10 protein-coding genes are annotated in these 12,356 nt (G+C 75.3%); all 10 read right to left on the bottom strand.

Annotation, left to right across the window (positions count from 1 at the left end; genetic code table 11):
• Positions 1-236: 236 nt before the first annotated feature.
• Positions 237-2,183 carry a COG1470 family protein gene (locus AC4MBH_RS23550; protein ID WP_491797852.1) on the bottom strand — a complete coding sequence of 649 codons (1,947 nt, stop codon included), beginning with the start codon at positions 2,181-2,183 and terminating at the stop codon, positions 237-239.
• 24 nt (positions 2,184-2,207) lie between these two features.
• On the bottom strand, positions 2,208-3,377 hold the full coding sequence (locus tag AC4MBH_RS23545; RefSeq protein ID WP_491797851.1) for an NADase-type glycan-binding domain-containing protein: 1,170 nt from the start codon (positions 3,375-3,377) through the stop codon (positions 2,208-2,210).
• Positions 3,374-4,009, bottom strand: a complete 636-nt coding sequence (locus AC4MBH_RS23540) for a phage tail protein (protein ID WP_491797850.1) — start codon at positions 4,007-4,009, stop codon at positions 3,374-3,376. Before AC4MBH_RS23540 ends, AC4MBH_RS23545 begins: the two co-directional genes overlap by 4 nt.
• Positions 4,002-5,954, bottom strand: coding sequence for a putative baseplate assembly protein (locus tag AC4MBH_RS23535; RefSeq protein ID WP_491797849.1), 1,953 nt, complete (start codon positions 5,952-5,954; stop codon positions 4,002-4,004). Before AC4MBH_RS23535 ends, AC4MBH_RS23540 begins: the two co-directional genes overlap by 8 nt.
• Before the next feature lie 10 nt (positions 5,955-5,964).
• Positions 5,965-6,375 carry a GPW/gp25 family protein gene (locus AC4MBH_RS23530; protein ID WP_491797848.1) on the bottom strand — a complete coding sequence of 137 codons (411 nt, stop codon included), beginning with the start codon at positions 6,373-6,375 and terminating at the stop codon, positions 5,965-5,967.
• A 1-nt stretch (position 6,376) separates the two neighbouring features.
• Positions 6,377-6,658, bottom strand: a complete 282-nt coding sequence (locus AC4MBH_RS23525) for a PAAR domain-containing protein (protein ID WP_491797847.1) — start codon at positions 6,656-6,658, stop codon at positions 6,377-6,379.
• Positions 6,658-8,493: a VgrG-related protein gene (locus tag AC4MBH_RS23520; protein WP_491797846.1), complete on the bottom strand. Its 1,836-nt coding sequence runs from the start codon at positions 8,491-8,493 to the stop codon at positions 6,658-6,660. The genes AC4MBH_RS23525 and AC4MBH_RS23520 overlap by 1 nt, the downstream gene beginning before the upstream one ends.
• Positions 8,480-9,346 carry a CIS tube protein gene (locus AC4MBH_RS23515; protein WP_491797845.1) on the bottom strand — a complete coding sequence of 289 codons (867 nt, stop codon included), beginning with the start codon at positions 9,344-9,346 and terminating at the stop codon, positions 8,480-8,482. The genes AC4MBH_RS23520 and AC4MBH_RS23515 overlap by 14 nt, the downstream gene beginning before the upstream one ends.
• Before the next feature lie 52 nt (positions 9,347-9,398).
• The gene (locus AC4MBH_RS23510; RefSeq protein ID WP_491797844.1) at positions 9,399-9,833 is read right to left on the bottom strand and encodes a phage tail protein; all 435 of its coding nucleotides are present in this window, start codon (positions 9,831-9,833) and stop codon (positions 9,399-9,401) included.
• Between the two features lie 69 nt (positions 9,834-9,902).
• Positions 9,903-12,242 carry a hypothetical protein gene (locus tag AC4MBH_RS23505; RefSeq protein WP_491797843.1) on the bottom strand — a complete coding sequence of 780 codons (2,340 nt, stop codon included), beginning with the start codon at positions 12,240-12,242 and terminating at the stop codon, positions 9,903-9,905.
• Positions 12,243-12,356: the final 114 nt, after the last annotated feature.

Raw genomic sequence — 12,356 nt, 5'->3', positions numbered from 1 at the left:
TCGAGACGGTTGCTAGCGCAACCTCCTCAACCACCGGTGGTCGAGCCCGGGTCGGGACCCGGCGAGGTGCGCATCCTCGGGTGGTTTCGAGACGGTTGCCAGCGCAACCTCCTCAACCACCGGTGGTCGAGCCCGAGTCGAGACCCGGTGAGGTAGGCACCCTGCGGGGGTCTCGACTCGCGCAGACTTCGTCCCCGCTGCTCGACCACCGTCGGTGGCGGGCCGTCGTACGAACGTCACTCCCGCGCCGAGCGCACCAGGATCCCGCCCACGAAGGCGACCACGGCGCCGACGACCACCAGCGCGTAGCCGCCGACCCCGGTGACCTCCAGGGCCACGATCGCCGCGCCGGCGAAGAGCACGGCGACCACGGCGCCGACCCGCAGGCCGCGGCCGGTGGTGCCGACGAGGCCGAAGAACATCATCACGATGCCGAGGAGGATGAGCAGGAGGGACGCGATGACGACGGCGGCGCGGATCACCGCGGTCGCCGGCACCGACCCCGACTGCGCGTCGTCGACCAGGGTCCGCACGACGGCCTCCGCGGTGTCGAGGCCGAGGTCACCCACCTCGAGGAGCGCGCCGATGCCGACGAGCACGACCCCGAGGATCGCGGTCAGGTAGGCCCACCAGCGGCGGCGGTTCTCGGCCTCCTGGGTGAACGACGCCTCGGCCTGCAGCGCCTCGGCCCCGGTGGCGGCGATCACCCGCACCCGGCGCGTCTCGGACGAGCCGCCCTCGGGCATGGGGTGCTGCACGACCGCGGTCGCGACGCCGACCTGACCCGGCCCGATCGCGAGCTGCGGCGGGTCGATGCGGAACGACGCCCGGCCGAACTCGTCGGCACCGTGCAGCGCGACGTGCAGGGGTTCGGCCCCGCGGCGGTTGTCGACCTCGATGCGGAACGAGCCCTTGCGCGACGACACCACCAGGTGGTCGGGCACCAGCCGTACCGACGCGGTCGTGATGGCCGCGGGGCGCGACGTGAGCGCGAGGGTGCCGTCGATCTCGGACTCCAGCCCACCCGCGGTGGCCACCACCGTGAACGGGCGCGTCACGGTCTGGCCCGGCGGGGCGAGCGCGGTCTGCAGGCCCATGCCGAGTCGCACGGCCCGGCCGGCGCCGACGGTGAAGCCGTCGTGGTCGAAGGAGAACCGGATCGCGGACGCCGGGTCGCGGCCGCGCAGCGTCACGACCACGGCCTCGTGGCCCGCGCGGTTGTCGACGACCAGGTCGAGCCGGGCGTGGGCGCTGTCGACCGCCGAGACCTGGCTCGGCTCGAGGCGGAGCCGGACCGGACGACGTTCGAGCTCGGGCGAGGTGGTCTGGGCGATGCTCACCTGCGCCAGGGCCGGTCCGTCGTCGGCGGTGGCCGTGAGGGTGAGCTGACGCGTCGCGTCCTGGCCGGGCGGCGGCGGAGGCGCGCTGAACCGGGCGACCGCCTCGGCCGTGCCGCCGGCGGGGACGTCGACCACGGGCGGGCTGAACTCGACGCGGACGACGCCCTCGGCGTCGACGGCCGTGAGCGTGTAGCGGCGCGGGTGGTTGGCACCGCGGTTGTCGAGCCGGACGCCGAACGTGCCGCGGTCGGCGTCCTGGAGCCGGACCAGGGTCGGGTGGGCCGCCAGGGTCGCCGGCGGGCCGGACCGCGGGACCACCACGACGACCGGCACCTCGGCGGTGCGCGTGCGGTCGACGCCCGAGTGCACGCGCACCGTCGCCGGGAACCGCTGCGCGAGGGCGAGGGCGCCGGGGGCGACGGCAAGGGTGACCAGGACCGGACGGCCCTCGTCGGGGAGGAGGTGGGCGTCGCCCTGGGTGACCGTGAGCCACGGCGGGGCGTCGACCAGCACCACGTCGTAGGCCTCCACGATCGTCGAGCCGTTGCGCACCTGCAGCACCAGCGTGCCCGGCGCCTCGGGCCGCACCACGACCTCGGTGGCGTCGGTCGAGACCACCGGCGGACGGACCCGGTCGACCGGCCGCGGTGGGGCTGCGGGCGTGACGGGCGTGGCCGGCGTGGCCGGGGTCGGCGGTGGCGGTACGACGGGCTGCTCCACCGTCGCGGGTCCGGACGTCGGCCGGTCGCGGTCGTGCCAGGCGTGGAACGTGTCGCAGACCGGGCAGAACTCGTCGCCGGGGTTGCGCGCGGTGCCGCACCGGGTGCAGGTCCGCTCAGCCACCCGATCGCTCCACGTCCGGCGGGTTCACGCGCGCACCCAGAACTCGATCTCGCCGATGGCGACCCGGCTGCCCTTGACGTTGCCGGGGTGGGAGCTCTCGACCTGGAACCGGACGCGCACGACGTCGTCGGCGCCGATCGAGATCCTGACGTCACCGCGCTGGTCCTCGAGGTCGACGGTCTCGACCTCGGTGTCGCCCTCGTCGCTGGTCGAGGTGATCTTGACCCGGTCCGGTCGACCCTGCCGCTGGAAGGCCTCCTCGTCCGAGGAGCTCACGCCCGGGGTGATCTGGACGTAGACGAGGCGGACGGGCTCGTCGAACGACGCCTCGACGTACTGTCCCTTGCCGTCGCCGGGCTCGGCGGGCGCCCAGTACTTGTCGTGCGTCCCGTCGGCGACGAGTCCGGGGCCGTGACCGCGCTGGGCGGTCGACGCCTCCACCGAGGCGGGGACGACGCGCTCGACGTCCTGGACCCGGTCGCGCACGGAGTCGACGGCGCCGAGCAGGGTGCTGCGCAGCGCGTAGCCGCCGACCCCCAGCAGCGCCAGGACCCCCAGCACGGTGAGCAGCCGGGTCGGCACCCGGCGTCGGGTGCCGCTCGCGCGGGGAGCCCGGGGGCGGGTCCCCGCGGCCGTGGTGCGCGGCGTCCGCCTGGGCACCACCCGGCGCCACCACGGGACCCGCGCCACGACCGCCTCGGCGAGGGTCTCCCCGCACCGGCGGCAGAACCGGCGGCTCGGCTTGTTGCCGGTGCCGCAGCTGCCGCAGACGAGGTCGCCCGGCTGCAGCGGCTCGGGTGCGGCGGCGGTCTGGCGCCGGGGGCGCGGGGCGGTCGTCCCGGGTTGCTGCGCGCGGGGCTGCTGGGGCCGGTCGACCGGGGCGACGAGGGACTGCGCCGGAGGTGGCGGTGTCGGGGGCGGGGGCGGCGGTGGGGGAGGCCCGGACAGCGGAGCGGCAGGTGGTGCCGCCGACTCGGCGGACGGCGGCCGGTCGTCGCCGCTGCCGAGGGCCGACCTCACCCGCTCGACCAGGCCGGGCGCGGCCGGCGCCGCCTCCGAGGCCGGCACGGTCGCGTGCTCCGGCTCCGGCGCGGACCCGGGCCGGTCGGTCCACTCCAGGTAGCAGCCGCAGCTGCCGCAGAACTGCTCGTCGGAGTCGAGGGCACTCCCGCACTCGGGACAGGTCCGGCTCATGCGTCGCCCTCCTCCTGCTCGGCCCGGCCCCTCTGGTCGGGCTTGTCGGCGTCGTAGGCGACCAGCGGCACGAGGCTGACGGTGTGGGCGACGTGGGCCGGCTTGGTCGACTCGATGACCGACTGCACGCGCCGCGGGTCGACGGCGTCGAGGTCGGGCACCTCGATCCGGACGTCGACCCGGGTCGGCGACGTCCCCGGGAGCTCGCCGCCGGGCGTGAGCGACCACGTGCAGCCGCCGGTGTCGGTGACCGTCACCCGCGCGCCGAGGGCCAGGGTCAGCGCCTCCTGGATGCCGCGGGGCGTGCCGCGGCGGCGGTGGACGAGCGCGGCGCCGGCCACGATCTCCCGGCGCTGCTGACGGCTCCAGGAGTCGTCGAGCTCGACGCCGACCCAGCCGGCGAGGTAGTCGACGAAGTCGGCCGGGGCCAGGCGGGGGTCGAAGTAGCAGGCCAGCGAGTCGAGCGTGGTCAGGATCGGGGCATAGGCGTCGTCGAACGCCGCCACGAACCGCCGGGTGAAGTCGTCGTCCTGCAGCACCCCGGGCAGCCGGTGCACGAGCGGCGCGGGCGAGGGCAGGCCGGGCACCATCCCGCGCGACGAGGTCGGCGCCGTCGCCGTCTGCTCAGCCACCGCGGATCACCCGGATCCGGTGGTCGTAGGAGAACGTGAGCGCGAAGCGGTCGAGGTCGATGCGTTGCACCGGCTTGCCGCGCTTGCCGGTGACCGGGTCGGCGCCGAAGAGGACGACCTCCTCGACGAGCTCGGTGCCGGGCAGCCGCTGCAGGACGGCGTACACCTCGCCCGCCTGCACCGGGCGGCCGAACGGCCACCCAGCGCCGTCGGGTCCACCGGCTAGCGGGCTGTAGTAGCGGTTGAGCGCCGCCTGGGCCTCGCGCTGCAGCTCGTCGGACGCCGTGCGCGGCCGGGCGACGAGCGTGGCGACGACCGTGACGCCCTGGTAGTACGGCGGCTCCACGCTCACCCGGGCGCCGACGCACCGCCGCTGGTCGATGTGGGAGGCGACGGCCTCGAGGGTCTCGGGGGTCGGCACGAGGTCCTCGAAGCGCAGCCGGCCCTCGACGTCGGCGGAGGCGGCCGGTACGACGAGCACGCGGACGCCGCCGGCCTCGTCGTCGCTGCTGGCCGGCACGGTGCGCACCCGCGCTACCTGGGGCGCGGCGGAGCGAGCGAGCTGCTCGTAGTCCTCGGCGGTGACCGCCCGGTCGCGGGTGCGCAGCGCGAGCGGACCCCGCAGCCGGGCCTCGTCGACGGTCTCGGAGGAGACGCCGCCGATCGCGGCCCGCCGGTTGACCACCCGGTCGATGCCGGGGACGGTCGTGCGCAGCACCCGGATCGCGCCGGCCGACACGTTGCCGCCGGGACCGCCGCCGACCCGGTAGGCGGCCACCCGCAGCGGCGCCCCCTTGGGCGGGACGGCGCCGTAGTGGCGCAGGGTGCCGTCGGGCTCGCGCACCGCCGGCCCGAACGTGACGTCGCCGGTGGCGCGGTCGACCCGGCACACCTGGCTCCCGGCGTCGCACCCGGCGAACGAGTCGACCTCGTGCCAGTCCTCCCATCCCGCGCCGGTGGCCACCTCGACGGCGAACGACCCGCCGTCGGAGACGACGGGACCGCGGCCGAGCCGGAAGACCTGGCCGGGCACGCCCTCCGAGAGCCCGAGCACCTCGCCGCGCACGGTCTCGGCGTGCACCGCGGCCACCGTGCCGCCGATCGTGAACGCCGACGCCGCGGTGATGGTCGGGCTCGCGCTGTAGAACGGGTAGTCCTCGACGGCCGGCACGACCCGGCAGCGGAGCCAGCCGGCGCGCAGGCCGCCGACCACCGAGGTCGTGTGCGAGCGCGGCACGTGGACCACGACGTCGCCGGGTCGGTTGAGCCCGCCGGTGTCGTCGTGGTCGACCTCGCAGCCGACCCACCCGCTGCCGTCCCACGCCTCCCACACCAGCGGCGGCGCGGTCGGGTCGACTCCGACGCCCTGGACGTGGCACTCGAAGCGCAGGCTGATCGCGCACGACGGTGCCGCGCCGTCGAGGCCGAGCAGCATCACGTCGTCGTACGCCGGCTGGGCGGAGAAGCAGGTGAACTCCTCCGAGAGGCCGAGCGCGTCGTCACGCGGCTCGGGCTCGCCGCCCGCGGCCCGGGTCAGCACGTGCCGCAGGCTGCGCGGCGGCATCACGAGCGGCTCGGCGGTGGCGAAGACGACGGCGTCGTCCTGGGAGGTGCGCAGGGTCGCGACCTCGCTGTCGGCCTTCAGGACGACGTCCTGCTCCGGCGCGGCCGAGAGCCAGGCCGTGACGTCGACGCGGGCCGGGGTCGGCGGGTGCAGGGTGACCCCGAGCAGGTCGAGGAAGGTGATGTAGAGCCGGTCCGGCACCCGGTTGAGGCGGTAGAGCAGCTCGTCGGTCATGAACGCGAACGTCTCGATCAGGGTCACCCCGGGGTCGGAGACGTTGTGGTCGGTCCACTCGACGCAGCGTTGCTGCACCATCCGCTTGGCGTCGTCCACCAGGTCCTGGAAGCGGCGGTCGTCGAGGTTGGGGACGGGCAGGCTCATGCGGTGCACCTCATGCCAGGAGCTCCTCGTGCGGCGGGATCGTGTAGAAGGGGAAGACCAGGTTGCGGGGGTCGTTGGTGCCACGCACGACGTACTCGATCTCGACGTAGAGCACCCCGCGGTCGACGGCGTCGAAGCGGACGACGACGTCGCCGAGGTCGACCCGCGGCTCCCAGCGGTTGATCGCGATCCGCACGGCGTAGGCGATGTCGCCGGCCGTGGAGGCGTCGGCGGGCGCGAAGACGTAGTCGTGGACCGCGCACCCGAACTCGGGCCGCATCGGACGCTCGCCCGGGGCCGTCATCAGGATCAGCCGGATGCTCTCCTCGAGCTCGGTGACGCCCTCGACCAGGGCGACCTTGCCGGTGGGGTCGACCCGCAGCGGGAAGGCCCAGCCGGCACCGACGAACTCCGCGCCCACCTCAGCCCCCGATCATCACGGTCAGGCAGCCCAGCACGACCGGCGCGCCGCACCCCGACATGTCGCCGACGACGGCGGCCGGCATCCCGCCGATCAGGACCGTCGGCACCCCCGGGGCGATCGGGGACGGCGGGTGGGGACCGGCCGGGGGCGGCATCGAGCAGGTGTGCAGGTCGCCCGTCCGCGCGGCGGGCATCCCGCCGATGAGGACCGTCGGGCAGCCCGGACCGGTCACCAGGCCGGGGTGCGCGGTGGGGTCGGAGACCCGGACGGCGGGCGGCATCAGTTGATCCTCACGATCGAGCCCTTGACGGTGGTCGCCCCGGCCGCGCTCAGCTCGGCCGCCGCGGTGGCGGCGACCTTGACGTTGGTGCCCTTGAGGTCGAGCCCGGCGGTGGCCTCGATCGTGACGTTGGCGCCCTTGAGGCTGAGGTCGCCGCCCTTGCTCTCCACGGTGACGGCGCCGCCGGTCGCGGCGACGGCGACCGGGCCGTTGGCGGCCTGGACGCTGACGGACGTGGCGGCCTTGATCGTCACGGCGCCCTCGGACAGCACCTCGATGCCCTTGTCCTTGGTCTGGGTGAGCACGATCTTCTGCTTGTCGTCGACGGTGCTGAGCACCACCGACTGGTCGCCGGCGGTCTCGAGCAGCAGCACCTTCATGCCGGTGCGCGAGACGAAGCCGCGGTGCACGACCTGGCCCGAGCCGCTGTCGACCTGCGCCTCCCACCCGCCGTGGGGGACGTCCTTGCCGTTGAACAGGCCGCCGAGGACGTAGGGCCGGTTGAAGTCGCCCTCGGAGAAGGCGACCAGGACCTCGTCGTTGACCTCGGGGAGCACGGACGTGCCGCGGTTGCTGCCGGCGCCCACCTGGAGGGTGCGGGCCCAGCCGGACTCGAAGGTGTCGCTGAGCCAGGGGAACGAGACCTTGACCCGACCCTGCTTCTCGTCGTCGCGGACGTTGGTCACCACCGCCGGGACGACCCCGGCGATGGTGGGCTGCTCGCGGACCGCGGCGTTGGTGGCGCCGTACAGCGACCGCTCGGAGGTGTTGCTGGCGGTGAAGCTGGTCAGGTAGCCGCGCTCGGGGCTGAACTCGTGCCGGGTCGAGGTGAGCGTGTACCGGCCCGAGAAGCCGCCGACGCCGGACAGCAGCACCGGCGTGCCGGCGCGCAGCTTGGCGTTGCCCCGGGCCACGCCGTCGATCTCGGCGAAGCCGCCGGCGAGGTGGTCGGCGAGGGCGGCGGCGAGGTTGGTGGCGACCTCCTGGCGCTCGAGGTGGGAGACCCCGACGACGTGCGGCACGCCGTCGAACGTGCCCGCCAGCGAGGTGGGGGTCGCGCCGGCGTCCAGGAGCGCGCTGGTGGTCGCGGCACTCGCGGTGACCGTGACCGCCCGCTTGGTCTGGGGGTCCCAGCCGCGCACCTCCACGCTCGGCACCTGACCGGCGGCGGTGATCGTGCCGCGCAGCTGCACGAGGTTGACGCCCTGCTCGAGCACGAGCGGGTTCGTGGTGGCGCTGGGGGCCCCGCCCGGTGCGGTGCTGGCCGGCTTGCGCTCGGTGAGCTCGAGCTTGCCCTCGGACATGGTGAGCACCCGGTTGTTCTCCGCGGCCAGCCGGCGCAGGAAGTCCCAGTCGCTGACGCCGTTCTGGCTGGTGTGTGGCGGCACCGGTGTGGTGGCGTCGATCCTGCCCACCGCCAGGCCGGCCCGCCGGGCGACCTGGCGCACGATGTCGGAGGCGCTCATGTTGAGGTAGGCCTCGACGCGGGTGCCGCGGAAGAGCCGGTGCGAGGCGTCGAGCCCCCGCACCACGGTGTAGGTGCCCTTCTCGCCGACCTCGACCTCCAGCGCGGTGACCTCGCCGTCGAGCAGCACGGTGCTCGGGGTGGTGGTGCTGGTCGACACCAGGCTCAGCCTGACCTTGGCGCCGATCTTGAGCTTGGCCTTGGCGAGCACCACGCCGCCGACGTCGGTGTAGCGCAGCACGAACATGTCGGGGACGTGGGTGCTGTCGTCGACGTACCCGTGGACCAGCAGGGGCTTGAGGTCGTCGGGGACCGCGACGCCGTCGACGGTGACGTCGAGGGTGTTGCTGAACTCCTCACCGAGTGCCATCGAGCACCGCCGCGTGTTCGAGGGCGGCGGCCGGGCTCGGGACCGACGGCAGCGTGGTGACGGGCGCGCCCCGGCTGGACAGGGGACGAGTGGCCCGGGCGAGCGCCAGCAGCTCCTCCATCGGCGGGAGCAGCAGCCGGTCGCCCGGCCGCAGCCGCATCGGGTCGTCGACCCGGTTGAGGTCGGCCACCGCCCGCCACATCGCCGGCTGCCCGTACTCGCGGTAGGCGATCGCCGGCAGGCTGTCGCCCTCGACCACCTGGTGCACGCGGTGCGGCACCAGGCCGCCCGAGGTGGGGTTCTGCTTCGGCGCGTCGCCGGCCAGCTCGTCGAGGGTGACCTGGCAGGTCGCCCGGATCGGGAGGCCGTCGGCGGTGAACATCGTGTACTTCGCCTGCACCTGGCTCACGTAGGCGAGGAACCCGGTGAGGCTGCCCCACCGGAACACCACCCACGGCGGCGACGCCTTCTTCGACGTCAGCGACGAGGCGGTGGGCGTGGTCAGCGAGAACAGCTTCTCGACGGTCTTGACCACCGTCGTGTCCTGCTTGGCGCTGGCGTCGAAGAACATCTCGAGGGTCAGCTTCGACGGCTGCGCCCCGGTGAACTGCGGCGGCGGCGCGCTCTTGCTGCCCTTGGCGGCCTCGCGCTTCCAGGTCGCCGACTTGCTCAGCGCGATCTCCTTGGGGTTGAACTGGAAGTCGAGCTGGAACAGCAGCGCTCCCGGTGCCGACAGCGACCCGTCGGTGGCCGGCTCGTGGACCATCAGGTAGGCGTGCTGGAGGTTGGGCCGTCCGCCCGACGACGGCGTCCCCGACTGGGCCGCGTCGAAGCTGACCGGGCTGCCGCTCATGGGTGCACTCCTCGGGACTGGCGGGGTTCGGTGGGGCTGGGGGTGGGCGGGCTCACGTGAGCGTGAAGCCGTGGTGGGCGATCTCGAGGGTCTCGGTCAGCACCTTGGGCTGGTCGGCGCTCAGGCTCGGGCCGGTCCACCGGACGGGGAGCACGTCGGAGATCGACCAGGTCGCCACGACGGTCCCGTTGGCCCGCATGGCCTGGATGACGCCGGTCTTGCGCTCGTAGCCCTGGGCCACCGAGGACACCCAGGCCGCGACCTTGGCGGTGTCGGCGCCGAGCGGCCGGGTCAGCTTGATGTTGCTGTACTTGACGCGGCTCGGGAGCTGCCAGACGTAGGCGTTGTTGCCGCCCTCCTCGCGGGTCTCCATCACCACCTCGCAGCCGAGGCCCTCGCAGCCGGTGAACGTCCCGATGCTGGCGTCGTCGATCTTGACGACGAAGCACACGCTGACCGCGGTGTCGACGTCCTGCAGCTGGGTCATCGGGTCCCCCTCGGTGACGGTCGGGCCTGGTGGGTGGGTCGGTCGTACCGCTCGGCGCTCAGCAACCACTCACCACGCGTCCGTGCGCATCCCGCGGCGCTCGCGGTCGAGGAGGAGCTCGCCCTTGAGCCGGCGCAGCAGCGCGGGGAAGAGCTTCTGGGCCATCGCCTCCACGTCCTCGCCCCCGATCGCGGGGTCCCTGGCCCCGGCCGCACCCGCCGCACCCGCCGCACCGGCAGTGCCGCCGGTGGCGGCTGCGGCGGTCGGCGCGGCGGCCTCGTCGCCGTGGGCCGGAGCCCCCGCCGGCTCGCCGGGGCCGGCGCCCGCCGGCGCACCGGCCGGGCCCGGTGCAGCTCCGGTCACCGCGCCGAGTGCCGCGGCCGGGCCGACCCCGTCGACGGCGTTGCCGAGGGCCTGGGCCGCCTGGGCCGCCTGGGTGGCGGGCCTGGCCAGGGGCAGGGCTCCGGGGACGGCCGCGGCGAGGTCGGTCGGGCTCGGGACCGCCGACGGCAGTCCCGCGGGCAGCCCGGGCACCGCCGTCGGGACGTCGGGCAGCGCCGGCATCGCGGGCATCGTGGGCATCGCGGGCAGCGTGGGCAGGTCTGGTGCCTGGGGGAGGCCCGGCAGGTCGGGGACGGCAGTCGGCAGGTCCGGCAGGTCCGGCAGGTCCGGCAGGTCCGGCATGCTCGGGATGTCCGGGACGCCGGGGATCGAGGGCATCGAGGGCATCGAGGGCATCGAGGGCATCGAGGGCATCGAGGGCATCGACGGCATCGACGGCATCGAGGGCATCGAGTTGACGGCCGGCGTCGAGGGGACCGCGGGCATCGAGGGCATCGAGGGCACGGAGGGCATCGACGGTGCTGCGGGTAGTGACGGCATCGACGGTGCTGCGGGTAGTGACGGCATCGACGGCATCGACGGAGCCGCGGGTAGGGACGGCAACCCCCAGCGGGACACCGTGACCGGGGGGTCGGCGCCCGGGGTCGGGACTGCGGGGTCGGGGTCGGGGTCCGGGTCAGCGGCGGCGGTGGGTGCGGCCCGGGTCGGGCGGTCCGGCGGATCCGGCTGACCGGCGCCGCGGTGCACGGCCGGGGTGGGTGCGGTCGGTGCGCCGGCACTGGCGCTGGCGGGTGCGGGTGGGGCCGGCGGGTCGACCGGCACGCGCTGGACCGGCACCACGCGCTCCCGGGTGCGAGGGGTGGGCAGCAGCGACGCCGGACGGACGGTGAGGGTGGGGACCGGTTGTCCCGGGCCGGGGATCAGCGTCGCGCGCTGCATCGACGTACGCAGCCCGTCGTTCAGCGGCAGGGGTGCCGACGGCAGGGACACCGGTGGGGCGGGGCTCACCGCGGTCCCGGGCTCCGGTCCGACGGTGGGGGTCGGCTCGGCGGCGTCGGGCCCGTCGGTGTGGGTGCGCTGCAGCGACGGGACGGTGGCCTCGGCGGTCGCCGTCGCCTCTGCCGGCCGCGGGGACCCGGGTGGCTCGGCTGGGGGCGGCAGGGTGAGGGCGGGTGAGTCCGGAGGGTCGGCGGGCGCGGGCAGCACCACGTCGGCGGGTGGTGGCGGCGTGGGAGCCGCGGCCCGCTGCACCGGGACCTCCGTGAAGCCGCCCGCGCCCGGCCCGGGTGTGCGCAGCGGGAGGCCGGTCGGTGAGCCGCGCGGCGGCTCGGGCACCGCGGTCGGCGGGACCGACCGCAGCGGCTCGCCCAGGCCCAACCGGGGCCGCGGCGACGCCGGCGGCAGGGGCCCGGGCGATGGCGTGCTCGTGCTGCGCTGGACGGGCGCGACCGGGCCGGCCAGGGGCGTCGGCGGCGCGGGGCCGGGCTCGGTGCCGAGCGGGGGAGCGGTGCGCCCGATGGGCATGCCGCCGTCCTCCGCGACCGCGACCTCGGGTACGGGCGTGGGCGCCTGTTCCGGCTGGGTCTCCGACTGAGCTTCTGGCTCGGTATCCGGCTGGGCCTCCGGTTCGGGTGCGGCGGTCACCGGCGCCGGGTCGGTGACGACGGCGCGGTGCACCAGGGGCATGCCGGCGTCGGGAGCCCGGGTCAACGAGGGCGACGCCTGGGCTGCCGGGGCTGCCGGGGCTGCCTGGGCTGCCGGGGCCGCCGGCGCCCGGGGTCGGACCGACCGCTGGACCGCCGCGGTCGGCCGCGGTGGCGGTAGCAGGGTCAGCGCGGGCGACGGCGTCGTCGACGTCGTCGGCTGGCCGGGGCCGGTGCCGAGACCTGCGCCGTCCCCGTCGACCAGCCCGCCCGGGGCGGTGTCGACGACGGCGTGGCTCAACGACGAGGTGAAGGTGGGCGAGCGCCAGGCCGCCAGCTCGCCGGGGAACTGCGTCGGCCGGGTGACCGCGTCGACCGAGCCGGTCAGCGTGCGCTGGATCGGCGGGAGGAACGCCCAGCCCATCGGCGACGACCGGGGCGCTGGCGTCGCGGGTGGTGTCGTCGTGACGACGGGCTCGGACGCCGGAGCCGGCAGGACGACCGGTTCCGGGTCGCGGCGGGACCAGGGCCACCGCAC

This window comes from Nocardioides sp. WJ219 (assembly GCF_058559815.1).
The sequence above is the reverse complement of the archived record's forward strand: the minus strand, read 5'-3'. Positions and strand labels throughout refer to the sequence as shown.

Bases quoted from the DNA above. Each gene is read 5' to 3' on its own strand.
- AC4MBH_RS23545 (WP_491797851.1), bottom strand. From the start codon at position 3,377: ATGAGCCGGACCTGTCCCGAGTGCGGGAGTGCCCTCGACTCCGACGAG.
- AC4MBH_RS23535 (WP_491797849.1), bottom strand. From the start codon at position 5,954: ATGAGCCTGCCCGTCCCCAACCTCGACGACCGCCGCTTCCAGGACCTG.
- AC4MBH_RS23525 (WP_491797847.1), bottom strand. From the start codon at position 6,658: ATGCCGCCCGCCGTCCGGGTCTCCGACCCCACCGCGCACCCCGGCCTG.
- AC4MBH_RS23520 (WP_491797846.1), bottom strand. From the start codon at position 8,493: ATGGCACTCGGTGAGGAGTTCAGCAACACCCTCGACGTCACCGTCGAC.
- AC4MBH_RS23515 (WP_491797845.1), bottom strand. From the start codon at position 9,346: ATGAGCGGCAGCCCGGTCAGCTTCGACGCGGCCCAGTCGGGGACGCCG.
- AC4MBH_RS23510 (WP_491797844.1), bottom strand. From the start codon at position 9,833: ATGACCCAGCTGCAGGACGTCGACACCGCGGTCAGCGTGTGCTTCGTC.
- AC4MBH_RS23505 (WP_491797843.1), bottom strand. From the start codon at position 12,242: ATGGGCTGGGCGTTCCTCCCGCCGATCCAGCGCACGCTGACCGGCTCG.